This window comes from Spirillospora sp. CA-142024 (assembly GCF_050942325.1).
Lineage (GTDB): Bacteria > Actinomycetota > Actinomycetes > Streptosporangiales > Streptosporangiaceae > Spirillospora.
In genome coordinates this window covers 4,724,512-4,745,349 of sequence record NZ_CP192077.1, presented here as the reverse complement: position 1 = coordinate 4,745,349, position 20,838 = coordinate 4,724,512, and the positions used below count along the sequence as shown (strand labels likewise).

24 protein-coding genes are annotated in these 20,838 nt (G+C 75.8%); 13 read left to right on the top strand and 11 right to left on the bottom strand.

Annotation, left to right across the window (positions count from 1 at the left end; translation table 11 throughout):
- Window positions 1-4 precede the first annotated feature (4 nt).
- Window positions 5-607: a DUF6058 family natural product biosynthesis protein gene (locus ACQPZP_RS22895; protein ID WP_433471777.1), complete on the top strand. Its 603-nt coding sequence runs from the start codon at window positions 5-7 to the stop codon at window positions 605-607.
- Here the strand turns inward: ACQPZP_RS22895 and ACQPZP_RS22890 are convergent.
- On the bottom strand, window positions 604-1,140 hold the full coding sequence (locus tag ACQPZP_RS22890) for an SDR family NAD(P)-dependent oxidoreductase (RefSeq protein WP_433471776.1): 537 nt from the start codon (window positions 1,138-1,140) through the stop codon (window positions 604-606). The two genes, ACQPZP_RS22895 and ACQPZP_RS22890, sit on opposite strands and share 4 nt — an antisense overlap.
- On the opposite strand from ACQPZP_RS22890, the gene ACQPZP_RS22885 reads away from it, so the two are divergent.
- Both ACQPZP_RS22885 and ACQPZP_RS22880 read left to right on the top strand, forming a co-directional pair.
- Window positions 1,139-1,492, top strand: a complete 354-nt coding sequence (locus ACQPZP_RS22885) for a helix-turn-helix domain-containing protein (protein WP_433471775.1) — start codon at window positions 1,139-1,141, stop codon at window positions 1,490-1,492. The genes ACQPZP_RS22890 and ACQPZP_RS22885 overlap by 2 nt on opposite strands.
- A 37-nt stretch (window positions 1,493-1,529) precedes the next feature.
- Window positions 1,530-1,967 (top strand): DoxX family protein, encoded by a 438-nt coding sequence (locus ACQPZP_RS22880; RefSeq protein WP_433471774.1) that lies wholly within the window; start codon window positions 1,530-1,532, stop codon window positions 1,965-1,967.
- 84 nt (window positions 1,968-2,051) lie between these two features.
- On the opposite strand, the gene ACQPZP_RS22875 is transcribed toward ACQPZP_RS22880, so the two are convergent.
- Window positions 2,052-3,095 (bottom strand): SgcJ/EcaC family oxidoreductase, encoded by a 1,044-nt coding sequence (locus ACQPZP_RS22875; protein ID WP_433471773.1) that lies wholly within the window; start codon window positions 3,093-3,095, stop codon window positions 2,052-2,054.
- 45 nt (window positions 3,096-3,140) lie between these two features.
- Window positions 3,141-4,166, bottom strand: coding sequence for a 3-oxoacyl-ACP synthase III family protein (locus ACQPZP_RS22870; protein ID WP_433471772.1), 1,026 nt, complete (start codon window positions 4,164-4,166; stop codon window positions 3,141-3,143).
- A 155-nt stretch (window positions 4,167-4,321) separates the two neighbouring features.
- On the opposite strand from ACQPZP_RS22870, the gene ACQPZP_RS22865 reads away from it, so the two are divergent.
- The 3 genes from ACQPZP_RS22865 (at window position 4,322) to ACQPZP_RS22855 (ending at window position 7,903) form a co-directional block, all read left to right on the top strand.
- Window positions 4,322-5,353: an ACP S-malonyltransferase gene (locus ACQPZP_RS22865; protein ID WP_433471771.1), complete on the top strand. Its 1,032-nt coding sequence runs from the start codon at window positions 4,322-4,324 to the stop codon at window positions 5,351-5,353.
- A complete protein-coding gene (locus ACQPZP_RS22860; RefSeq protein WP_433471770.1) occupies window positions 5,350-7,155 on the top strand; it encodes an acyl-CoA dehydrogenase family protein in 1,806 nt (601 codons plus the stop codon). Before ACQPZP_RS22865 ends, ACQPZP_RS22860 begins: the two co-directional genes overlap by 4 nt.
- Window positions 7,156-7,327: 172 nt before the next feature.
- The gene (locus tag ACQPZP_RS22855) at window positions 7,328-7,903 is read left to right on the top strand and encodes a TerD family protein (RefSeq protein WP_433461302.1); all 576 of its coding nucleotides are present in this window, start codon (window positions 7,328-7,330) and stop codon (window positions 7,901-7,903) included.
- A 74-nt stretch (window positions 7,904-7,977) separates the two neighbouring features.
- On the opposite strand, the gene ACQPZP_RS22850 is transcribed toward ACQPZP_RS22855, so the two are convergent.
- The gene (locus ACQPZP_RS22850) at window positions 7,978-8,400 is read right to left on the bottom strand and encodes a RidA family protein (RefSeq protein WP_433471769.1); all 423 of its coding nucleotides are present in this window, start codon (window positions 8,398-8,400) and stop codon (window positions 7,978-7,980) included.
- A gap of 62 nt (window positions 8,401-8,462) precedes the next feature.
- The gene (locus ACQPZP_RS22845) at window positions 8,463-10,196 is read right to left on the bottom strand and encodes a class I adenylate-forming enzyme family protein (RefSeq protein WP_433471768.1); all 1,734 of its coding nucleotides are present in this window, start codon (window positions 10,194-10,196) and stop codon (window positions 8,463-8,465) included.
- A gap of 167 nt (window positions 10,197-10,363) precedes the next feature.
- On the opposite strand from ACQPZP_RS22845, the gene ACQPZP_RS22840 reads away from it, so the two are divergent.
- Both ACQPZP_RS22840 and ACQPZP_RS22835 read left to right on the top strand, forming a co-directional pair.
- Window positions 10,364-11,143 (top strand): HAD-IIA family hydrolase, encoded by a 780-nt coding sequence (locus ACQPZP_RS22840; RefSeq protein ID WP_433461299.1) that lies wholly within the window; start codon window positions 10,364-10,366, stop codon window positions 11,141-11,143.
- A gap of 40 nt (window positions 11,144-11,183) precedes the next feature.
- On the top strand, window positions 11,184-11,807 hold the full coding sequence (locus ACQPZP_RS22835; RefSeq protein ID WP_433471767.1) for an IMPACT family protein: 624 nt from the start codon (window positions 11,184-11,186) through the stop codon (window positions 11,805-11,807).
- Window positions 11,808-11,841: 34 nt separating this feature from the next.
- On the opposite strand, the gene ACQPZP_RS22830 is transcribed toward ACQPZP_RS22835, so the two are convergent.
- Window positions 11,842-12,633, bottom strand: a complete 792-nt coding sequence (locus ACQPZP_RS22830; protein WP_433471766.1) for an alpha/beta fold hydrolase — start codon at window positions 12,631-12,633, stop codon at window positions 11,842-11,844.
- A gap of 124 nt (window positions 12,634-12,757) precedes the next feature.
- A complete protein-coding gene (locus ACQPZP_RS22825) occupies window positions 12,758-13,108 on the bottom strand; it encodes a YciI family protein (protein WP_433471765.1) in 351 nt (116 codons plus the stop codon).
- Between the two features lie 199 nt (window positions 13,109-13,307).
- Between ACQPZP_RS22825 and ACQPZP_RS22820 the strand changes: the two genes are divergently transcribed.
- Window positions 13,308-14,072 (top strand): sulfite exporter TauE/SafE family protein, encoded by a 765-nt coding sequence (locus ACQPZP_RS22820; RefSeq protein WP_433471764.1) that lies wholly within the window; start codon window positions 13,308-13,310, stop codon window positions 14,070-14,072.
- Between the two features lie 30 nt (window positions 14,073-14,102).
- On the opposite strand, the gene ACQPZP_RS22815 is transcribed toward ACQPZP_RS22820, so the two are convergent.
- Complete coding sequence (locus ACQPZP_RS22815) at window positions 14,103-15,038, bottom strand: GlxA family transcriptional regulator (protein ID WP_433471763.1); 936 nt, start codon at window positions 15,036-15,038, stop codon at window positions 14,103-14,105.
- Between the two features lie 12 nt (window positions 15,039-15,050).
- Entirely contained in the window at window positions 15,051-15,665 is a 615-nt protein-coding gene (locus tag ACQPZP_RS22810) for a cysteine hydrolase family protein (RefSeq protein ID WP_433471762.1), read from the bottom strand.
- 176 nt (window positions 15,666-15,841) lie between these two features.
- On the opposite strand from ACQPZP_RS22810, the gene ACQPZP_RS22805 reads away from it, so the two are divergent.
- From ACQPZP_RS22805 to ACQPZP_RS22790, 4 genes are read left to right on the top strand one after another with little or no spacing between them, the layout of a single operon-like run.
- Window positions 15,842-17,227, top strand: a complete 1,386-nt coding sequence (locus tag ACQPZP_RS22805; protein WP_433471761.1) for a carboxylate-amine ligase — start codon at window positions 15,842-15,844, stop codon at window positions 17,225-17,227.
- A gap of 13 nt (window positions 17,228-17,240) precedes the next feature.
- Complete coding sequence (locus tag ACQPZP_RS22800) at window positions 17,241-18,389, top strand: iron-containing redox enzyme family protein (protein ID WP_433471760.1); 1,149 nt, start codon at window positions 17,241-17,243, stop codon at window positions 18,387-18,389.
- A gap of 15 nt (window positions 18,390-18,404) precedes the next feature.
- Complete coding sequence (locus tag ACQPZP_RS22795) at window positions 18,405-19,112, top strand: HemK2/MTQ2 family protein methyltransferase (protein ID WP_433471759.1); 708 nt, start codon at window positions 18,405-18,407, stop codon at window positions 19,110-19,112.
- Complete coding sequence (locus tag ACQPZP_RS22790; RefSeq protein WP_433471758.1) at window positions 19,087-19,323, top strand: CDGSH iron-sulfur domain-containing protein; 237 nt, start codon at window positions 19,087-19,089, stop codon at window positions 19,321-19,323. The genes ACQPZP_RS22795 and ACQPZP_RS22790 overlap by 26 nt, the downstream gene beginning before the upstream one ends.
- 49 nt (window positions 19,324-19,372) lie before the next feature.
- Here the strand turns inward: ACQPZP_RS22790 and ACQPZP_RS22785 are convergent, their stop codons facing one another.
- Together ACQPZP_RS22785 and ACQPZP_RS22780 are read right to left on the bottom strand one after the other, a co-directional pair.
- Window positions 19,373-19,621 (bottom strand): hypothetical protein, encoded by a 249-nt coding sequence (locus tag ACQPZP_RS22785; protein WP_433461288.1) that lies wholly within the window; start codon window positions 19,619-19,621, stop codon window positions 19,373-19,375.
- Window positions 19,622-19,710: 89 nt separating this feature from the next.
- Window positions 19,711-20,787 carry an NAD-dependent epimerase/dehydratase family protein gene (locus tag ACQPZP_RS22780; RefSeq protein WP_433471757.1) on the bottom strand — a complete coding sequence of 359 codons (1,077 nt, stop codon included), beginning with the start codon at window positions 20,785-20,787 and terminating at the stop codon, window positions 19,711-19,713.
- Window positions 20,788-20,838 lie beyond the last annotated feature (51 nt).

Sequence of the window (20,838 nt, the reverse complement as noted above, 5' to 3'; positions counted from 1 at the left end):
CGCCATGAGCGACCCCGAGTTGAAGGCGCGGCTGGCCGAGCGGTTCCGGGAGGTCAACGGCGACCACCCGATGACGGCCGCCGACGACGCCTACGTCACCGCGTGGTTCACCGACCTGGAGGACCTGTGCCGCGCCGCCGGCCGCGACACCGGCCGGGTGCGGCGGCTGATGCTGGACGGCAGGCTGCCGCTGCCCGCCTACCTGCGGTCCGACGGCGCGGAGATGGTGCCGTCCGACCTGTTCGGCCTCGCCGACCAGGCGGGCGGCGTCGACGCTCTGGAGGAGTGGTTCCTGGCGCACTGGGACGACCAGACCACCGCCAAGCAGGAATGGGGCTCCTACCTGTCCGGGCAGTACGTGTGCCTGCGCTCGGTCACCCCCCGGACCATCCGGTACAAGGACGCCCTGGTCACCGCGATCGAGGCGGCGCCGCAGGAGCCGGACGCCGGGACACCGGCCTGGAACCACCGCCTGCACGCCCTGATCGACGAACTCGACGCTCTGGAGCCGCCGTTCACCGCCTACGACCGGCTGCGGTTCGGCGGCCCGGTGTCGCGGGACCGCTGCATCGACGCCATGCGCGCCCGCTACCCCCGCCCCGCCTAGCCCGCTGCCAGCAGGGCCGTGGCCTGGAGCGGGGTCACCAGGGGACGGGGCCGCCCTCGCCGATGGTGGCGAGCCGGATCACCACGGCCGCGCCCTGCTGGGCGGTCCGCTCGATGCTCCGGCCGGTCAGCCGGGTGAAGTCCAGCACGAAGTCGGTCGCGCAGGCGCCGGGCGCGGCGGCGTTGACCAGGATCCCGGGTGTCCCGCAGCCGCTTGGCGTACTGGATCGTCAGCATGTTCAGCGCCGCATTGGACGCCGGGTAGGCCGCCGAGGCGGGCGTGTCCCAGAAGTAGTGGCCGGGGTCGATCATCGCGGCCATCGACGAGGTGCCGCTGGAGACGTTGACGATCCGTCCCGCGGGCGCCCGGCGCAGCAGCGGCAGCATCGCGTTGGTCACCCTGGACACGCCGTCCAGGTTGGCGTCGTGGGCGCCGATCAGCACGGTCATCCCGCGCGCGGCGAGCCCCGCGGCGACGGCGTATCCGATCCCCTTGTTCGCCCCGGTCACCAGGGCGGTCGTGGTGTCGTCCATGGACGTGGTGGAAACGCGTGAGCTCACCTGCTTCCTGGCGGTGGCGCGGGAACCGCACTTCGGCCGGGCCGCCGTGAGCCTCGGCATCGCGCAGCCGCCGCTGTCGCGGGCGATCGGCCGGCTGGAGCGGCGCCTCGGCGTGACGCCGCTGGCTGGCGTGGCTGGAGGCGTCTCGGTCCCGCGTGCTGGAGGCGTCTCGGTCCCGCGTGCTGGCGGCGTTCGTGCGGTCCACCGCTGCTGCGGCGGCCGGGTTCACCGCCTCCCACCAGGGCTGATACGGCGCCGGAAAAAATCTCGAGGAAAAATCCGGCGGGATGTCGATCCGGTGGCCGGCCGTGCGACGCGTCTGTGAAAGGCCGATGAGACACCGCACGGAAGGACCCACGACCATGAGCACCCAGAGCGTGAGCACCCACACCCTCACCACCGCCCAGGCCCCCGCCGCCGAGAGTCGCACGCTGCGCAAGGCGCTGTGGGCCGCGCAGATCCTGCTCGCCGCGTTCCTGCTCGTCGCGTCGGCGCTGCCGAAGTTCGCCGGGCAGAGCGAGGCGGTCGAGACCTTCGCCAAGATCGGGTGGGGCCAGTGGCTCCGGTACGTGACCGGCGCCGTCGAGGCCGCCGGCGCGATCGGGCTGGTGGTCCCGCGGCTGGCCGGGCTCGCCGCGACCGGTCTGATCGGCCTGATGGGCGGCGCCGTCCTCACCCAGATCCTGGTGCTGGAGCCGGCGTGGGCGCTGCTGCCCGCAGCGTTCGCGGTCGTGTTCGCCGCGGTCGCCTGGGACCGCCGCGCCGAGTCCCGCGAGATCCTGCGCGCGCTGAAGCGCTGAGCCGTGCACGCTGAGGGGCTGCGAGACGGCGGACGGCCCGAGGCCACCCGGCCCCGGGCCGTCCGCCGTCTCGCGCCTGGGCGGTCAGCCGTCCCCGGGCAGCAGGGCGCGCAGTTCGGCGGTGAGGGCCTCGGCGTCCCCGGGGCGCCCGTGGTAGGCGGCCGGGGTGTTCTGGAACAGCGCGACCCGCCATTCGCCCATGAGCTGGGACGCGGTGAGGGTCTGCACGGAGTTGACGGCCGGGTCGATGTCGGCGGAGCCGGGCGGGACCATGCCGGCGACGGCGCGCAGGACGGCGGCGCCGGGGCCGATCAGCCGCACGTCCCGCACCGCGGCGACGTAGCGGGCGGTCTGGTGGCCGGCGAAGATCCGGTCGAGCTGGGCGGCGATCCGGTCGCGGCCGGAGTGCAGGGTGCCGTCGAACCCGATCGTCTCGCCGTCGTCGCGGAACGGCGCGGCGAACGCGGCGCCGTCGCGGGCGTTCCAGCCGTCCAGGATCCGCCGGTACAGGGCGCGGACGGCGTCCAGCGCGCCGAGCCGTTCGGCGTAGCGGTCGTGGTGGACCTGCCAGCGGGCGGTGGTCCAGTTCGCCCAGTCGACGCGGGCGCCGTCGAGGGCCTCGGCGAGGTAGTCCAGGTGGACGTGCCATCCGGCGAGGGTCTGGACCAGGTACTCGCCGGGCAGCCGGACGTCGCTGGTGAACACCAGGTGCGTCCCTTCGGGGGCGGGCGACAGCTCCCAGCGCAGTACGCCGTGGACGTCGGAGTCCAGTTCCAGCAGCCGCGGCGGGTCGAACGCGGTGACGGTGCCGCGGGCGGTGGTCTCCTCGGCGGCGTCGCCGGCGTTGAGCCAGCGCAGCTCGAACTTGCCGCCCACGGCGGGTTCCAGGACGGCCTCGGCGAGCCAGGCCGACAGTTCCGCGGGGTCGGTGAGGGCGCGCCAGACCCGTTCGGGCGGGTGCCGCAGGCGGCGCTCGAAGCGCAGCAGGGTGCGGCCGTCGCGCTGGGTGGCCGTTCCGTCGGGGTACTGCTCGCCGGTGCTCATCTCGCCCTGCCTCTCCTCGGTCGCGTTCTGCCCGGACGGCGGCGGAGCACGCATGCCCGCGCGCGGCCCAACACAACCGAACATAACTCCTTTCGCATATAACTGGCAAGGCATGTAACTCGTGGCCGGTCAGGGCGGCGGCCAGGTGATCAGCGTATGGGCCCAGGTCAGTCCCGCGCCGAAGCCGGCGAGCAGCACCGGGTCCCCGGGGCCGATCCGTCCCGTCCGCACGGCCCGGTCCAGGGCGTAGGGGATGCTCGCGGCGCCGATGTTGCCGACCTCCTGCCCGGCGATCGCCAGCTGCCCCGGCTCCAGCCCGGCGGCGGGCGCCAGCGAGGCGACCAGCCGCGGGTTGGGCTGGTGCGGGACGACCAGGGCCAGGTCGGCCGGCTTGATCCCGGCGGCCTCGGTCGCCTCGGCCACCAGCCGCGGGAAGATCGCGGTGATGAAGTCCCGGACGGCGCGGCCGTCCATGTGGATGGTGTGACCGGACGCCGCGAGCGTCTCGGCGCTGGCGGGCCGCCGGCTGCCGCCGGCCGGGATCAGCACGTCCCCGGCGCCCGAGCCGTCCGAGCCGAGGGTGACCGGGCCGATCCCGTAGGGCGCCGGGGCGGGGCCGACGACCGCGGCGGCGGCGCCGTCGCCGAACAGGGCGGCGGTGGCGCGATCGTGGCGGTTGAGGAAGCGGGAGTACACCTCGACCCCGATGACCAGCGCGTAGGGGGCGGGGTCGCGCTGCGCGGCCAGCCAGCCGATCGCGGCCTGCAGCCCGAACACGAACCCCGAGCAGGCGGCGGAGATGTCGAACGCGGCGGCGCGGCGTGCGCCCAGCACCGCCTGCACCCGGCAGGCGGTGGACGGGGCGAGGACGTCGGGCGTCGAGGTGCCGAGCACGATCAGCCCGACGTCGGCGGCGGCCAGCCCGGCGGCGGCCAGCGCCTGTTCCGCGGCGGCCGCGGCCAGGTCGGAGGCGGCCTCGCCGGACGCGGCGACGTGCCGCCGCAGGATCCCGGTGCGCCGCTCGATCCAGGACGGGTCCAGGCCCAGCTCGCGGGACAGCTCGTCGCTCGGCACGAAGTCGCGGGGCAGATGGGCCCCGGTTCCGCGGATCGCCCATCCCCGCCCGCCGTCCGGCACTGTCTCCGGCACTGTCATCGCGCGTGCCTCCCGCTTCCCACCGCACCGACGGTTGTCAGCCCCATCCCTTAAGTGAATAATCCCATTTCAGGACTTGCGTTCCATAACTCATTACTAAGCGGCCGTTATCCAGAAAGAAAAGAGAGCCTTCCTTTGAGGTAAGGAGACCCCGCGTGCCGTCCTCTCGATTCCGTCCGGCCGGGGAACTCAAGCCCGACGACATCTGCGCCTTCCTGTTCCCGGGCACCGGCTCGGCGGGGGTGCCCGACCTGCCCGGCCTCGCCGCCACGGGCCGCGCCGCCGCCCGCGCCGTCGGCGATGTCCTGGACGCCGTCCAGGAGGGCCTTCCGCGCCCCGGATGGCCGTCGCTGCGGTCGATCCTGCTGGAGGAACCGGCCGGATACCGCGCCGCGGCCCGCACCCCCGGCGTCGCGCAGCTCGCCTCCTACGCCGCCTCCGTCGCCGTCGACCGGGCCCTGCGCACGCACGGCGTCCACCCCGGCTTCGCGGTCGGGCAGAGCTTCGGGGAGATCGCCGCGCTGGTGTGCGCGGGCGCGTTCGCGATCACCGACGGCGCCCGCATGGCCGTCTCCGTCGTCGGCGTCCTGGCCCGGCGCGGCGGGGGCGGCGGGATGGGACTGCTGGAGGCCGGCGAGGACGACGCCCGTGCGGTCATCGAGGCGGCCGGCGCCCCGGAGGTGGTCGTCGCCTGCCTGAACGCACCGTCGGTGACGGTCGTGTCGGGGCCCGAGAAGCCTCTGGAGGCCGTCCTGGACGCCGCGCGCGGCCGCGGGGTCAACGCCGTGCGGCTCGCCGTCCCCTACCTGTCGCACCACCCGGCGATGGCCGGCGCCGACGACGAGTGGTACGCCATGATCCGCGGCTTCCCGCAGCGCCCGCTGGAGCTGCCGGTGCACTCGCCGGTCCGGGGCCGCGCCTACCACGACGAAGACGACCTGCACCGCGCCCTGGCCGACTGCATCGTGCGGCCCGTGAGGCTTCCGGACACGCTGCGCGCCGTGCACGAGGCCGGCGCGACCGTGTTCACCGAGGCCGGCACCGGCAACGCGCTGTGCCAGTGCGCGCGGCTGGCCGTCCCCGGCGCCCGGACGCTGGCGCCGCTGCGCGACCACCCCCGGCACGGGCTGACCGGCAAGGCCGCCTCCGACATCACGCCCGCACGCGACGGAAGGGACGGCTCATGACCGCGTTCCCCGCCGAGGCCGGCGACCTCGCCGGCTTCGTGCTCGGCACCTCCCTGGACGCCAAGACCCGGGCCCGGCTGGAGGAGGCCGTCCCGGAGGAGTTCTTCACCGTCCCCGGCGGTCTCACCGCAGCGCAGCGGCACGCGCTCACCTACGAGCGGGTGCGGCGGGCCGGGCTCGCCGCGCCGCCGGCCGGCGAGCTGCTGCAGGACCCGCCGGCGCTGTGCGCGCTGCTGGAGCGCGCCGCGATCGCCGACCCGCCGCTGTTCCACCTGATGCTGCTGCACTACACCCTGGCGCTCGGCCCCATCCTGCGGTTCGGCGCCGGGCAGGACGGCACGCGCGGGGTCCGCGACTCGCTGGAGTCGATGACCTCGTTCGGGGCGCTGCTGATGACCGAGGCGGGACGCAGCAACAGCCACCTGTCGCCCCGCACCATCGCCCGCCACGACCCCGATACCGGCGGGTTCGTGCTGAGCACCCCCGACGCCCAGGCCGCCAAGTTCCCCACCAACACCGCCCACCCCGACGTCCCCAAGACCGCCGCCGTGTACGCCACCCTCGTCCACGGCGGCCACGAGCGGGGGGTGTTCGTGTTCGCGGTCCCGCTGCGCGGGCCCGGCGGCGCCGTCCCGCCCGGCGTCCGGATCGTGCCGGCGCCCGAGACGTCCGGCCTGCAGATCGACTACGCCGCCGTCCTGCTGGACGAGGTGCGCGTCCCCTACGAGGCGTGGCTGCGCGACGGCGCCCGCATCGACGCCGGCGGGGAGTTCCACGACCCGGCCGGGACGGCGGCGGCGCGCCTGACCCGCTCGATGGGCATCGCGCCGCCGGTGTGGCGGGCGGTGGTGTCGGCGTCCGCGGCGGTCACCCGGGCGTCGGCCGGGATGCTGCTGGCCCACTCGGCGGGACGCTCCACCCTCGGGCGGCTCGCGCCGCGCCGGCCGCTGACCGACTACCGCAACCAGCAGGAGGCGGTGCTGGGCGCGCTCGCGTCCGGCTACGCCCTCACCGCCGTCGCCGCGCACGTCACCGCGCCCCGCCCCGCCGCGGCCGCGGCGGGTGACGGCGCGGCGGGCGGACCGGCGACCGCGTGGGCGCCGTGGTCGGCGGTCGATCGGGACCTGGCCCTGCTGAAGGCCGCCGCGACCGCCCAGGCGCAGGAGACGGTGTCGGCGTGCCGGGTGCACAGCGGCGCGCCCGGCTTCGCCGCCGTCGAGCGCCTCAACGCCTACCGGGGCCTGACGCACGCCTACCAGAACGCCGGCGGCGACAACGAGCTGATCCTCTACGACACCGCCCGCGCCATGGCCGACCTGGACCGCTACGTCCCGCCCGAACCCGAGGCCGGTCCGCCCGACGGCGGCGACCTGGAGTCCCCGCGCGTGTGGCTGTTCCTGGCCCGCGACACCGAACGCCGGATGCGCGACCGGCTCGCCGGGAGGGTGGAGGAGGCGCTGCGCGCCGGCGACGACCCCTTCACCGCCTGGAACGGCAACCTCGTGCTGGCCGCGCGGACCGCCACGGCCTGCGCCGACCGCGTCGTCCTGGAGATCCTCGCCTCCGCCATGGACACCGGCCCGCGCGCGCTGGGCCCGGTCCTGCGCCTGCACGCGGTGAACCGGCTGGAGCACCGCGCCTCCGATCTGCTCAACGAGGGGGTGGCGCCGCCCGGCATCCTGGACGAGGTGTGGGCGGCGCGCCGCCGCACCTGCGACGAGCTCGCGCCCCGCGCGGCGGAGCTGGCCGCGGGGTTCGGCCTGCCCGCGCCGCTCACCGCGCCCACCGCGTTCCTCGCCTGACCGGCCTCGCTCCGCACGCGGCCCGCGTGCGGGACATGTCCGGACGAAACGGCACGCCACGCCGCGAATTCGCCAAGGAGGCGGGGGAACCAGTGCGAGGTGGCTACCGTTCTCGTAAGACAGACCGCACGCGGGTGGTCCTCACCCGCAGGCCGATACGGAGGTAGACACAGTGGGAGTCAGTCTGAGCAAGGGCGGCAACGTCTCGCTGACCAAGGAGGCCCCCGGACTGACCGCCGTCGTGGTTGGTCTGGGCTGGGACGTGCGGACCACGACCGGGACCGACTTCGACCTGGACGCCAGCGCCCTGCTGTGCTCGGCGGAGAACAAGGTCCTGTCGGACAAGCACTTCATTTTCTTCAACAACCTCAAGAGCCCCGACGGCTCGGTCGAGCACACCGGCGACAACCTCACCGGCGAGGGCGAGGGCGACGACGAGGCGATCAAGGTGAACCTGGGCGCGGTCCCGGCCGAGATCACCAAGATCGTGTTCCCGGTGTCGATCTACGACGCCGACAGCCGGCAGCAGAGCTTCGGGCAGGTCCGCAACGCCTTCATCCGCGTGGTGAACCAGGCCGACAACAGCGAGATCGCGCGCTACGACCTGTCGGAGGACGCCTCGACCGAGACCGCGATGGTGTTCGGCGAGCTGTACCGCAACGGCGCCGAGTGGAAGTTCCGCGCGGTGGGCCAGGGCTACGCCTCCGGCCTGTCGGGCATCGCCTCCGACTTCGGCGTGAACGTCTGACCTGCGGCCGTGCCCCGGCGGGGCGTCCCCCTTTCGGCTGGGGGACGCCCCGCCGTGCTCGCGGGCGGCACCGGTCAGGCGGCCGGGACGACGGCCAGGGCCTCGATCTCGACGAGCAGGTCGTCGCGGACCAGCCGCGACACCTCGATCAGCGACGCCGCCGGGGAGACGTGGGCCGGGACGAACTCGGCGCGCACCGCCCGCACGACGCCGACGCCGCCGGCGTCGCGCAGGAAGTAGCCGAGCCGCACGACGTGCTCCCAGCGGGCGCCGGCCGCGGTGAGCGCGGCCTCCAGGTTGGCGAACACCTGCCGGGTCTGGGCCTCCAGGTCGCCGGGGCCGACGAGGTTCCCGGCGGCGTCCAGGGCGATCTGCCCGCTGAGGACCACCAGCCGGCCCGGGAGGTCGGCCGAGACGGCATGGCTGTAGCCGGGGCCCGGCGCGAGGCCGGGCGTGTCGATCTGGCGGATCGCGGGGCGCGGATCGTTGTTCGTCACAAGATCACGGTACTCGCGGCGCCCGGACGGGTGCCCGGGTGGCCGCGCGGGCGCGGCGCGGGTCAGCCGAGGAGCTCCTCCCGCAGCCGGGTCTTGAGGATCTTGCCGCCGGGGTTGCGGGGCAGGCCCTCCGCCCGGAACCAGAAGCGGACGGGCACCTTGAACGCGGCGATCCGCCCGCCGAGGAACTCCTGGATCTCCCGCTCGGTGGCCGCGGCGCCCGGGCGCAGCACGATCACCGCGCCGACCTCCTCACCGAGGACCTGGTGCGGGACGCCGATCACCGCGCAGTCGGCGACGGCCGGATGCTCGTACAGGGCGGCCTCGACCTCGGCGCAGTAGATGTTCTCGCCGCCGCGGATCAGCATGTCCTTGGCGCGGTCGACGATGTAGACGAACCCGTCGCCGTCCAGGCGGGCCAGGTCGCCGCTGTGGAACCAGCCGTCCACGAACGCCTGCGCGGTCGCCTCGGGCTTGTTCCAGTAGCCCTTGATGACGTTGGGGCCCTTGATGAGCAGCTCGCCGACCTCGCCGGGCGGCAGCTCGTCCCCGGCCGGGTCGACGACCTTGACGTCGCAGACCGCGACGGGCGGGCCGACGCTCTCGGGCCGCTCCAGGTAGTTCACGCCGCCGTTGTAGGTGGTGACCGAGGAGGTCTCGGTGAGGCCGTAGCCGTTGCCGGGCACCCGCTCGGGCAGCCGCTCCTTGATCTTGTCCACCAGGGCGGGCGCGGCCGGGGCGCCGCCGTAGCTGACCCCGGTGAGGCTGGAGGTGTCGTACTCGCCGAACTCGGGGGAGGTGAGCACCTGCCACGCCATGGTGGGGACGCCGCCGAACCCGGTGACCTTCTCCCGCTCGATCAGCTCCAGCGCCGTGCGGACGTCCCACTTGTACATCAGCACCACGGTGCCGCCCTGCAGGGCGCTGGCGACCAGCACCGAGTGGCAGCCGGTGGCGTGGAAGAACGGGACGCTCAGCAGCGTCACGCGGGGCTGCGGCGCGACGAGCTCCTCGACCGTCCGGCCGGCGCGGACCCCGGCCGACAGGATCCCGTAGGCGAGGCTGACGGGATTGGTGGTGATGTTGCGGTGCGTGCCGAGGGCGCCCTTGGGACGCCCGGTGGTGCCGGAGGTGTAGAAGATCGTCGCCTCGTCGTCGGGATCGAGCGCCACGTCCGGCAGCGCCGCGGCGGCCGGGTCGCCGACGTCGCCGAGGACGTCCTCCAGCGCCTCGGCGCCCTCGGGCGGGGCGCCGCCGGCCCGCGCGACCAGGCACGCGACCCCCAGCTTCGGCACCACCCCGGCGAGCCGCTCCGCGCGCTCGGCGTCGGCGACGAGGACCTTGGCGCCGCTGTCGGCCAGCCCGTACTCCAGCTCCGCGGCGCTCCACCAGGCGTTCAGCGGCACCACGACGGCGCCGGCCGCGGCGGCGCCGAAGAACGCCACCGACCATTCGGGGTAGTTGCGCATCGCGATCGCGACCCGGTCGCCCTTGGCCACCCCGTACCGGTCGATGAGCAGCCGCGCGAACGCCGCCGCCCGCGCGTAGTGGCCGGCGAAGGTGAGCCGGTCGTCGCCGTAGACCAGGAAGTCCTTGCCGCCGTGGGCGCGGGAGATCTCCAGGATCTCGCGGAGGGTGGGCGGGGCGTTCTTCCACACGCGGGTCCGCACGCCCCGGATCTCGGTCTCGGCCATCTCGAACAGCTGCCCGGGCGCCGTCATGGCCGCCCTGACCTCGGCGATGCCCGCAAGCTCCCTGCCCTGCCCGTCCTGCCGCCGCTCGTCCTGGTCCTGCACGTCGCGCCTCCCGCGGGGTCGTCTCGGGCGCACCGCCGCGCGGGCCGTCCGCCGAACACGATTCGGCGCGCCGTGCCCGAGAATCTATGATCCGCGTCACGCGCGGGTCAACGCCGCCGCCGGGCCGGATGGTCCGGGCAAAGATCCCTGCCTGCGACAATGGGGGCATGACCGAGCGCAAGCCGATCGAGTACTGGCTGTCGGACATGGACGGGGTCCTGGTGCACGAGGGCCGGCCCGTCCCCGGCGCCGAGGAGTTCGTCCGCCGCCTGGCGGCATCCGGAAAACCGTTCCTGATCCTGACCAACAACTCGATCTACACCCGCCGGGACCTGTCGGCCCGGCTGGCGGCGGCGGGCCTCGCCGTCCCGGCCGAGTCGATCTGGACGTCGGCGCTGGCCACCGCCCGGTTCCTGGCCGACCAGCGGCCCGAGGGATCGGCGTACGTGATCGGGGAGGCGGGACTGACGACGGCGCTGCACGAGTCGGAGTTCGTCCTGACCGACATCGACCCCGACTATGTGGTCCTCGGCGAGACCCGCACCTACAGCTTCTCCCAGATCACCCGCGCGATCCGGCTGATCGAGGGCGGCGCAAGGTTCGTGGCGACCAACCCCGACCCGGTCGGCCCGTCCCCGGAGGGGTCGCTGCCGGCCTGCGGCGCGGTCGCCGCGATGATCACCCGGGCGACGGGTGTGGAGCCCTACTTCGTCGGCAAGCCGAACCCGCTGATGATGCGGACGGCGCTGAACGTGGTCGGCGGGCACAGCGAGAGCACCGCGATGGTCGGCGACCGCATGGACACCGACATCGTCGCCGGCGTCGAGGCGGGGCTGGAGACGATCCTGGTGCTGACCGGCGTGACCCGCAAGGACGAGATCGCCCGGTTCCCCTTCCGGCCGCACCGCGTCGTCCCGTCCATCGCCGACCTCATCGAGCTGGTCTGATCCGCGGTCCTGGGGCCGCGACCCTGGACCGGGGGACGCCATGCGCATGATCAGACAGGGCGGCTCGCGGGAGCTGGAGGTCCGCAGGTCCCGGTTCGTGTGCACGCTCGCCCGCGCCGCCGACGAGGCCGAGGCGGCGGCGTTCATCGCCGGGCACCGGCGCGCGCACCGCGACGCCACCCACAACTGCACCGCCTACGTCGTCGGCGGGCACGGTGAGATCACCAGGAGCAGCGACGACGGCGAACCGGCCGGGACCGCGGGGATCCCGATGCTGGAGGTGCTGGTGCGGCGCGGGCTGACCGGCACGGCCGCGGTCGTCACCCGCTACTTCGGCGGGGTCAAGCTCGGCGCCGGCGGCCTGGCGCGCGCCTACGCCCAGGCGGTCGCCGACGCCGTCGACACCGTCGGGGTGGTGGAGCTGCTTCCGGTGGTGACGGTCACCGTGGGCGTGGACCACGCGCTGGCGGGACGGTTCCTCGGCGACCTGCACGCCCGCGGGCACCAGCCCGGCGACGTCCGCTACGGGGCCGGTGTGGAGGCCGACGTGGCGGTGCCCGTCACCGGCCTGGAGGCGTTCGAGGCGTGGGCCGCCGAGGTCACCGCCGGGCGCGCGTCGGTGCGGCGCGGCGCGCCCGGCCACGTTGAGGTACCGGTGCCCTGACCCGCCCCCGTGACCTGCCCTGTGACCTGCGGGGTCAGCCGGTGAGGAATTCCTCCAGGGCGGGGGCGAGCGCGGCGGGGTCGACGTCGTGGGTCTGGCCGTCCAGGGTGCGGTGCGTCCCGGCGGGCAGGAGCGCGGCGGTGCGGCGGGCGATGTCGCGCATCCAGGCGGGGCTGTCGCCGCCGTCCAGGACGAGCGCCGGGACGGCGACCCGGCCGAGGAGGTCCTCGGGCAGTTCGGCGCCGGTGGCGGCGTCGTCCATGACGGCCGAGTCGTAGGCGAGGGTGGGCGCCAGCGCCTCCAGCGCCGGCCACATCGGCGCGCCCCGCATCTGGCGGACCATCTCGGCGGGCATGCCGACGTTCGTCATGAACAGGGCGAGGGCGTCGCCGCGGTGGCCGTCGGCCAGCAGCGCGGTCAGTTCGGTGTTGTAGGCGCGGGCGCGGGTGACCCGGTCGTCGTGGGCGGGGACGAAGGGCGGCTCGAACAGCGCGAGCCGGGTGATGGGCAGCCCGTGCGCGGCTGCGCGCAGCGCCAGCACGGCCCCGGAGGACATCCCGTACACGGCGGCGGATCCGCCGGCGGCCTCGATGACGGCGGCCAGGTCCTCGATCTCGCGTTCGACGGCGTAGGGCGGGGCGTCGCCGCTGTCGCCGCGTCCCCGGCGGTCGTAGCCGAGGACGGTGTGGCGCGGGGCCAGCAGCCCGGCGAGCGCGGCGCCCGAGCCGCGGTCGTTCAGGGCCCCGCCCACGTGGACCAGGGCGGGTCCTTCGCCGATCCGGTCGAAGGCGATTTCAGTGCCGTCCTTGGAGTGCACGGTTTCCATGATGGGTTCCTTCCCAGCCGGCCCGCGTTGGTGCGGCCCCTCACCCCACCCGACGAGCAGGCAACCACGGAATCGACACCCAGGCCCCCGGCGGCGCAGGTTTTTTCTGCGCCCGGATCGCTGGTCAGCCCGTCCCGGGGGCCGGTTCGTCGACCGGGCGGATCTCGATCTGGCCGAGGGCGGCCCAGGGGTGGCGGGCGGCGATCTCGATCGCCTCGTCGAGCCCGGCGCACTCGATCACGCTGAACCCGCCGATCTGGTCCTTGGTCTCGGCGAACGGGCCGTCGGTCAGCAGCACCTCGTCGCCGCGCACCTTCACGGTGGTGGCCCGGTCGGGCGGCGCGAGCCCGGCGCCGCCGCGGATGACGCCGCGGCGGGTCATCTCCTGCGACCAGCCGCCGCAGCCGGTGGCGGCGGCCTGCTCGGGGTCGGTCCCGGCGGTCTCGTCGCTGCAGATCATCAGCACGTAGCGCACGGTTGCTCCCCTGGCCCGGCATCCCGCGGACGGAAGCCCCGCCCGGGCAGCAGGATCTCAGACGCGCCGGTACTTCCCAACCGCTCCCGCACCCGGCGCCGGGTCTCCCGGGCCGGCGCGGCCTAGCATGAGCGGCGGAACATCAACGCAACAGCGGCGGAACCGGGCGGTCGGGCGTGGACGGGTCACGGGCGGAGCGGTGACGGGGCTGGAGCCGGGTGTGGTGGCCGGGCTGGTCCTGGTGGGGCTGGCCGCCGGGGTCGGGATCACCGCGGTCGGGCCGGGCGGGGTGCTGGTCACGGTGGGGCTGTTCGCGCTGACGGGGCTGCCGCCCGCGCGGGTGGCGGGGACGGCGATCGTCACCAACGTCGCGACCGGCGTGCTGGCGACGGCCGTCTACACGCGGTCGGGGGAGTTGCGCGAGCCGCGGACGCGGCGGACGGCGGGGCTGCTGTGCGCGGGCGCGGTGGCCGGGACGCCGGTGGGGGTGCTTGCGAACGGCCTGGTGACGGGCCGGGTGTTCGGTGTGCTGCTGGGGGTGCTGGTCGCGCTGACCGCGGTGCTGGTGCTGTGCCGCCGCCCGCAGGAGGCGGCGCCGGCCGCTGCCGGGCCGGGGTGGCCGGTGGCCGTGGGGGTGGGCGCGGTCGTGGCGGCGGCGGGCGCGATGTTCGGGGTCGGGGGGCCGATGCTGAGCGTCCCGCTGCTGGTGGCGCTGGGGGTGCCGGTGCTGTCGGCGCTGGCGGCGGCGCAGGCCCAGTCGGTGGTGATCGCCGGTGCCGCGACCGCCGGGTACGTCGCGGCGGGCGCGGTCGACTGGCCGCTGGCGGCGCTGGTGGGCGTCCCGGAGTTGGCGGGGGTGCTGGCGGGGTGGGTGATCGCCCGGGCGGTGCCGGCCGGGGCGCTGAAGGCGGCGCTGGTGGTGAGCCTGCTGGTGCTAGCGCCGTATGTGGCGCTGCACGGCTGACGGCCCGCGACCGGGCGCGGGCCGGTGGGGTCAGGTGCGGGCGCGCAGGCGGCGGAGCATGCGGGCGTCGGTGAATCCGACGGCGCGGGCGGCGGCGTCGGCGGTGGTGCCCTGCCCGATGAGGTGCTCGGCGCGTTCGAGCCGCAGTTCCTGCTGGTAGCGGAGCGGGGTGAGGCCGGTCGCGGCGGTGAAGCGGCGCGTGAGGGTGCGTTCGCTGACGCCTGCCTCGGCGGCCAGGGCGTGCAGGGGGAGGGCGCGGGTGTAGCGGGCGTCGATGAGGTCCTGGGCGCGGTGGACGGCGTCGGACACGTGGGCGCGGTGCCGGAGCATGGCGCTGGCCTGGGGTTCGTCGCCGTTGCGGCGCGCGTACACGACCATGGCGCGGGCGGTGCGGGCGGCGGCGCCGGGGCCGTGCCGGGCGGCGACCAGGTGCAGGGCCAGGTCGATGCCGGAGGCGATGCCGGCGGAGGTGACGACGCGGCCGTCGGTGATGTAGAGGACGTCGCGGACGACGGCGGCGCGGGGGTGGCGGCGGGCGAGGGCGTCCTGGAGTTCGTGGTGGGTGGTGCAGCGCCGGCCGTCCAGGAGCCCGGCATGGGCCAGGGCGAACGCGCCGGCGCAGACGCTGGCGACGGTGCCGCCGGCGGCGTGGTGGGCGGTCAGGCGGCGGGCGGCGTGCCCGGAGATCGGCGGGGCGTGAGGGGCGCCGGTGCCCCAGCGCCATCCGGGCACCAGGACGATGTCGCCGGGGGTGAGGCCGGGCCAGGCGGAGGGCGCCTGCAGGGGGAGGCCCTGCGCGGTGGGCACGCCTTCCCGCCCGTCCCCGTCCCCGGGTGCGGGGCGGTCGGCGACGTAGGCGAGCCGGTAGGGCAGCCCGTTGTCGGCGGCCGTGGAGAACACCTGGGCGGGGCCGGCGAGGTCGAGCAGGTGCAGCCCGGGGACGAGCAGGAAGACGATGCGTGTCACGATCCGGTCAGCCTACCCGGCGGCGGCGCCGGCGGGTGCGGGTGCCAGGTCGTCGATGGAGGCGATGGAGGCGATGGAGGCGAACCGCCCCGCCAGGGCGTACTCGGTCCGGGCGATGATCCGGCCGGTGTCCAGGGTGGCGGGGTCGGCGAGGATCTCGGCGAGGGGACGGCCGGGCGGGGCGTCGCGGTGCTCGATGGGGAAGGTGGCGGTGGCGTCGGTGACGAAGGCGACCCGGTAGCCGAGGTCGGCGGCCAGGCGCGCGGTGGTCTCGCAGCACTGTTCGGTCTGGATGCCGCAGATCGTCACCTCGCCGATGCCGCGGGCGGTGAGCAGCTGTTGCAGGCCGGTGGTGGTGAAGGCGTTGCGGGAGGTCTTGGTCAGGACGGGTTCCCCGGCGGCGGGGGCCAGGCCGTCCATGAGGCGGACGTGGCCGAGTGCGGGGTCGAACACCTCGCCGGAGCCGGGTTCGGCGTGCAGGACCCACACGACCAGGTCTCCGGCGGCGCGCGCGGCGCCGGCCAGGCGGGCGGTGCGGGCGGCGATGTCGGGGGCCGAGACCGCGGCCCAGTTGGGGCGGCGGCGGAAGGACTCTTGGACGTCGATGACGAGGAGCGCTCGGTTCATGGGGTCGATCCTGGCCGGGCGCGGCGGTTCGCGGCAGGCACCATCGCGGCGTGAGCCGGAACGATCCGGTCACCGGCCCGCGGACCGCGGAAAGGATCTTGGCGGGGGAGGGGAGGGGCGGTCCAGGACGGGCATCCCCCGGGTGACGCGGTCTGCGCGAGCGAGGGGGACTCGGCATGGGCGCACACGACATCACCCGCGGCACCGCCCGGGACACCCCGGTCGGAAGGGGGCTCCATACCGAACCCGATACCGAACCCGATACCGAACCGGACCTGGCGGGCGCCGCCGGGGCGGCGGGTGTGAGCCTCGGGGTGGAGGAGGAGTTCCTGCTGGTGGACGCGGTGTCGGGAGAGTGCGTCCCGCACGCCGATGACGTCCTTGGCCGGGCGGGCCGGCACCGGTGGCAGGGGTCGGGCGGCTCGTTCCACGCCGAGCTGCTGGCCTCGCAGGTGGAGGCGGCGACCGGGGTGTGCCACGACCTGGCGGGCCTGCGGGCGCAGCTGCGATACGGGCGGGCGCGGCTGGCGGAGGCGGCGCGGGCGGGCGGCGCGCTGCTGGTGGCGTCGGGGACGCCCGTGCTGGACGGCCGCCCGCCGCCCGCCGCCCGGGGCGAGCGGTTCGCCGCGATCGTCGCGGCCTACGGGGACGTGGTGGAGGACTACCAGGCGTGCGGCTGCCACGTCCACGTCGGGGTCCCCGACCGCGACACCGCGGTGGCGGTGGTGAACCATCTGCGGCCGTGGCTGCCGGTGCTGCTGGCGCTGTCGGTGAACTCGCCTTTCGACCACGGCCGCCGCACCCGGTACGCGGGCCGCCGCATGGTGGAGATGGCGCGGTTCCCGGGGGCGGGGGTGCCGCCGTGGTCGGCGTCGGCGGCCGACTACGACGCGCGGGTCGCCACGCTGGTGGAGTCGGGCGTGCTGGTGGACGCGGCGATGACGTTCTGGCTGGCGCGGCCGTCGCCGCGGTGGCCGACGGTGGAGGTGCGGGCGGCGGACACGGCGGCGACCGCGGACGAGGCGGTGCTGCAGGCCGCGCTGGTGCGGGGCCTGGTCGCCGCCGCGCTGGAGGATCTGGCGGCGGGCCGGGAGGCGCCGCCGGTGGACGGGCAGGTGTGCGCGGCGGCGCTGTGGAACGCGGCCCGGCACGGCCTGGACGGCCCGATGGCCGACCCGGTCACGCGGCGGGCCGTGCCCGCGTGGCGGCTGGTGGACGCCCTGATCGCCCGTGCGGGCCCGGCGCTGGAGCGGGCCGGTGACCTGGACGCGGTGTTCACGCTGGTGGAGGGTGTCCGGCGGGCCGGGACGGGCGCGGACCGGCAGCGCCGCGCGGCGCGGCGGGACGGCCCGCGCGCGGTGGTGGAGGCGCTGGCCCGGCAGACCGAGTCCGGCGGCCTGCCCGCCCCGTCGGCGGACATGCCGTCGGACGTGCCGGGTGAGACTGCGGGTGACGTGGCGGGAGTGCTGGGCGGCGCCGCGGCGGACCTGAGCCCGACATATGGGGAGGAACCAGGCGTATGGGATGCGGGTGAGCGGGTACCTGAGCCCGACGTCCCGTGACGACGGAGGAGACATGACCGTTCAGCAGGACCGTTCCGCCGGGCCCGGCCCCCCGCCTGGCACCGCGCCCGGGCCCGTGCGGGCGCCGGCCGGTGAGCCGGTGCTGCCGGCGCCGCGCGGGGCGCTGTCGCGGGCCGTCGCCGCCGCCGTGGCGTCGGGCCCGCCGCCCCGTCCCACGGCCGCCGACACAGGGCGCACCGGGACCGTGTTCGCCGCCCCCTTGTTGACCGAGGCGGGGGACGCCGACCCTTACGGGGAGGATCTGCAGCTGGCGCTGCACATCTGTTACGAGCTGCACTATCGGGGTTTCGCGGGCGTGGATCCGGACTGGGAGTGGGATCCGGGTCTGCTGCGGCTGCGCGGCGCGATGGAGGAGGTGTTCCTGTCGGCCCTGCGCCACGACACGCTGCGCCGCGACGCCCCGGGCGCCGGCGTGGAAGAGGCGCTGGGGGAGTTGCTGGCCGAGCCTGTGGACGCGCGGGGCGTCTCCCATCATCTGCGCGACGACGGCGAGTGGTGGCAGCTGCGCGAGCACGCGGCGCTGCGGTCGGTGTACCACCTGAAGGAGGCCGACCCGCACGCGTGGGTGATCCCGAGGCTGCGGGGCCGGGCGAAGACGGCGCTGGTGGCGGTTGAGAACGACGAGTTCGGCGGCGGCCGCCCGGAGATGGTCCATCAGGGCCTGTACGCCGGACTGCTGGCCGACCTGGGCCTGGACGCCTCCTACGGCGCGTACGTGGAGGCGGCGCCGGCGGTGATGCTGGCGACGGTGAACATGATGTCGCTGTTCGGGCTGCGGCGGTCGCTGCGGGCCGCGCTGGTGGGGCATTTCGCCGCGGCGGAGACCACCACGGCGCCGGCGGCGCGGCGGATGGCGGCGGCGCTGGAGCGGCTGGGGGCGGGCCCGCGGGCACTGCTGTTCTACACCGAGCACATCGAGGCCGACGCCGTCCACGAGCAGGTGCTGCGCCACGACGTGATCGGCGGGCTGCTGGAGGCCGAGCCGGGCCTGGCCGGGGACGTGGTGCTGGGCGTGCGGGCGACGGGCCTGCTGGAGGACCGGCTGGGCGCCCATCTGCTGGGGTGCTGGCGGGCGGGCCGCTCGGCGCTGCGGCACCCGCCGCCGGACGCGCCGGACACCGCACCGGCGGCGACCTGGTGAGCGGGGCGGCGGGTGATGCTGCTGTTCAGGCCGCCGGGGGTGTACCGGCCTCAGTCCGACACCGCGCTGCTGGCCGGCGCGCTGCTGCGGGCGCTCGGCCGGGCGGGGGCGCCGCCGGGCGCGCGGGTCCTGGAGCTCGGCACCGGGACGGGCGCGGTGGCGCTGGCCGCGGCGCGGGCGGGCTGCGACGTCGTCGCGGTGGACGTCTCGGCGCAGGCGGTGCTGGCCGCGCGGGTGAACGCGCGGATGCGGGGGCTGCCGCTGCGGGTGCTGCGCGGTGACCTGTTCGCGCCGGTCGCGGGCGAGGTGTTCGACGTGATCGTCGCCAACCCCCCGTATGTGGCGGGGGACGCCGACCCGGCGGCGGTGCGGGGCCGCGCCCGTGCCTTCGAGGCGGGGCCCGACGGCCGGGCGCTGCTGGACCGGATCTGCGCGCGGGCCCCGCGGCATCTGGGCCCGGCGGGGACGCTGCTGGTGGTGCACTCGTCGCTGAACGGGGTGGCGGCCACGCTGGTGGCGCTGCGCCGCGCGGGACTGCGGGCGTCGGTGGTGGCGCGGCACCGGGAGCCGTTCGGGCCGGTGATGCGGCGCCGTGCGGGCGGGCTGCGGGCCCGGGGCGTGCTCGGGCCCGGGCAGCGGCACGAGGACCTGGTGGTGGTGCGCGCCGACCGGATCGAAGACGGGGAGGGGCAGGGACATGGCCGCGGCCTGCGGGCAGCCTGAGGCCGCCGCCTCCGGCGGCCGGGACCGGCGGCGGGTGCGGATGGTGCCGGGCGGCCCGGTGCTGGTGGAGGGACCGGTCGAGGTCGTCCTGGAGGACGGCGCGACGGTGGTGTCGGACCGGTGGCTGGTGGCGCTGTGCGCGTGCCGCCGCAGCCGCTCCTACCCGTTCTGCGACACCAGCCACCGCCGGCGCCGCGACCCGCCGGCCTGACGGGCGGCGTGAACCGGCGGCGCGGGCGGACTGCGTGGCCGGGCGGGTGTCAGCCGCCGAGGCTTTCCAACGCGGTGTCCAGGCGCTGGGCGAGGGCCTCGATCTGCTCCTCGTTGGCGCCGGTGTCGAGTTCGGCGATGACGGCGTCCCGCGTGGTGATCACCATGGCGTCCTCGGGTCCGTCGCCGCGGCCGGGGCCGGCGGGGACCACGGCGGCCTTCCCGGCGACGACGACCAGCGCCGCGCCGCGTCCGGAGGCCAGCAGGGTGTGCAGGTGGTCGGGTGTGATCGTCGGCATCGGGTGACCTCCGATTCGTGTCGGCGAGTACGGACGGGGCTGTGCGAGCATGCGAACAGGGACGCGCGTCGCGGGCGCGGCCGGCGCGGTCAGGGTCTGCGGCCGACGCCGGTGGCGAACTCGCGGGCGCGGCCGGGGCCGCCGGCGCCGGGCGCGAGCGGCGGGGTGCCGCGGCCGGACCCGGCGCGCAGGCCCTCCAGGAACTCGGCGATCGCCTCGCGGGCGGTGTGCCGGGGCGTCCACCCGAGTTCGGTCCGGGCCCGCGCGGTGTCCATCAGCGGGACCTGCAGGGCGAGGTCGAACAGTCCGGGGGAGGCGGGCACCAGGTGCAGGCCCCACGCGGCGGCGAGCGCCGCCCGCACCCCCCGCGCGGGCAGCCGGACGGTGCGGGCGCCGAGCAGGCCGGCGAGTTGCGCGGCGTCCAGGACGGGTTCGGCGGCGATGTTGAAGGGGCCGCGGGCGTCGCCGGTGGCGGCGAGCCGGAACGCCTGCCCCGCGTCGGCGGAGTGCAGGACCTGCAGCCGCAGACCGGGCAGATCCGGCACGACCGGGATGAGCCCGGGGCGGGCGAGCCGCCCGGGCAGCAGCGGCCCGGCGAACAGGCGGCGCTGCTCGGCGGCGGTCTGCCGCTCGAAGATGAACCCGGGCCGGATCCGCACCACGCGGCAGCGCGGGTTGGCGGCCTCGAAGGCGTCCAGGAGCCGTTCGACGTAGGCCTTCTCGCGGCTGTAGGCGGCGCCCGGCCACCCGTGGGTCGGCCATGACTCGTCGACGGCGCGGTCCTTCGGGCCAGGGGAGTAGGCGCCGATGGACGAGGAGTACACCAGCGCGGGCACTTCGGCCCGCGCGGCGGCGTCGAACACGCGGGCGCTGCCGACGACGTTGGCGTCCCAGGTCACCGCCGGACGGTGGGTGGGCTGGAACAGCCAGGCCAGGTGGATCACGACGTCGGCGCCGCGCATCAGCGGGACCAGGTCGGTGTCGGTGACGTCGGCCTGCGCCCATTCGAGCTTGCCGGACCCGGACGGGTCGGCCTCACGGCCGCCCTCGGGCCCGGGCTCGCGGCGCGCCAGCCCGGTGACGGCGGTGACGGCCGGGTCCTCGGTGAGCGCGCGGACGGTGCCGGTCCCGATGTTGCCGGTGGCGCCGGTGACGACGACGCGCATGGCGATCTCCCCCTCGTCGGCGGTGCCCGCGGGCTCGTCCCCGCAGGTGGA

Coding starts and splice junctions, on each gene's coding strand:
- ACQPZP_RS22895 (WP_433471777.1), top strand. CDS start 5: ATGAGCGACCCCGAGTTGAAGGCGCGGCTGGCCGAGCGGTTCCGGGAG.
- ACQPZP_RS22885 (WP_433471775.1), top strand. CDS start 1,139: ATGGACGTGGTGGAAACGCGTGAGCTCACCTGCTTCCTGGCGGTGGCG.
- ACQPZP_RS22890 (WP_433471776.1), bottom strand. CDS start 1,140: ATGGACGACACCACGACCGCCCTGGTGACCGGGGCGAACAAGGGGATC.
- ACQPZP_RS22880 (WP_433471774.1), top strand. CDS start 1,530: ATGAGCACCCAGAGCGTGAGCACCCACACCCTCACCACCGCCCAGGCC.
- ACQPZP_RS22875 (WP_433471773.1), bottom strand. CDS start 3,095: ATGTTCGGTTGTGTTGGGCCGCGCGCGGGCATGCGTGCTCCGCCGCCG.
- ACQPZP_RS22870 (WP_433471772.1), bottom strand. CDS start 4,166: ATGACAGTGCCGGAGACAGTGCCGGACGGCGGGCGGGGATGGGCGATC.
- ACQPZP_RS22860 (WP_433471770.1), top strand. CDS start 5,350: ATGACCGCGTTCCCCGCCGAGGCCGGCGACCTCGCCGGCTTCGTGCTC.
- ACQPZP_RS22840 (WP_433461299.1), top strand. CDS start 10,364: ATGACCGAGCGCAAGCCGATCGAGTACTGGCTGTCGGACATGGACGGG.
- ACQPZP_RS22835 (WP_433471767.1), top strand. CDS start 11,184: ATGCGCATGATCAGACAGGGCGGCTCGCGGGAGCTGGAGGTCCGCAGG.
- ACQPZP_RS22830 (WP_433471766.1), bottom strand. CDS start 12,633: ATGGAAACCGTGCACTCCAAGGACGGCACTGAAATCGCCTTCGACCGG.
- ACQPZP_RS22810 (WP_433471762.1), bottom strand. CDS start 15,665: ATGAACCGAGCGCTCCTCGTCATCGACGTCCAAGAGTCCTTCCGCCGC.
- ACQPZP_RS22805 (WP_433471761.1), top strand. CDS start 15,842: ATGGGCGCACACGACATCACCCGCGGCACCGCCCGGGACACCCCGGTC.
- ACQPZP_RS22800 (WP_433471760.1), top strand. CDS start 17,241: ATGACCGTTCAGCAGGACCGTTCCGCCGGGCCCGGCCCCCCGCCTGGC.
- ACQPZP_RS22795 (WP_433471759.1), top strand. CDS start 18,405: ATGCTGCTGTTCAGGCCGCCGGGGGTGTACCGGCCTCAGTCCGACACC.
- ACQPZP_RS22790 (WP_433471758.1), top strand. CDS start 19,087: ATGGCCGCGGCCTGCGGGCAGCCTGAGGCCGCCGCCTCCGGCGGCCGG.
- ACQPZP_RS22785 (WP_433461288.1), bottom strand. CDS start 19,621: ATGCCGACGATCACACCCGACCACCTGCACACCCTGCTGGCCTCCGGA.
- ACQPZP_RS22780 (WP_433471757.1), bottom strand. CDS start 20,787: ATGCGCGTCGTCGTCACCGGCGCCACCGGCAACATCGGGACCGGCACC.